The organism is Salmonella sp. SAL4457, from assembly GCF_046548235.1.
In the GTDB taxonomy this organism is placed as follows: Bacteria; Pseudomonadota; Gammaproteobacteria; order Enterobacterales; family Enterobacteriaceae; genus Salmonella; species Salmonella enterica.
The window spans coordinates 1-254 of sequence record NZ_JBGDZO010000904.1 but is presented as its reverse complement, the minus strand read 5'-3'; the positions used below and the strand labels follow the sequence as shown (position 1 = coordinate 254).

Here is a 254-nt window from a genome sequence, read left to right as displayed (position 1 = left end):
GCGTTGGCCCTCGCCGGCGACTCCTCCAGCAGCGGTCGCGCCATGATCCGCGCGGCGTCGGCGTCGCCGTATTGCAGGGCGAGGAGCACCGTATTCGGGTCGGAGATCGCGCCGAGCCGCAACAGGCGTTCGGCCAGGACCGCATCGAGGTGCGCGGCGCCAATCTGCAGGCTGTCCTGGTGCACCGCGACTCCCTGGTCGAGCAGCCATCTGGCGGCCTCCAGGCGCCCGCGGGCGAGGCAGGCCTCCAGCAC

Annotated in this window: 1 protein-coding gene; it reads right to left on the bottom strand. The window is 72.8% G+C overall.

Translation table 11 applies throughout. The features are described from left to right. A partial coding sequence (locus tag ACLJNW_RS26815) for a hypothetical protein (protein ID WP_410961597.1) occupies positions 1–254 on the bottom strand: 254 nt, incomplete at both ends.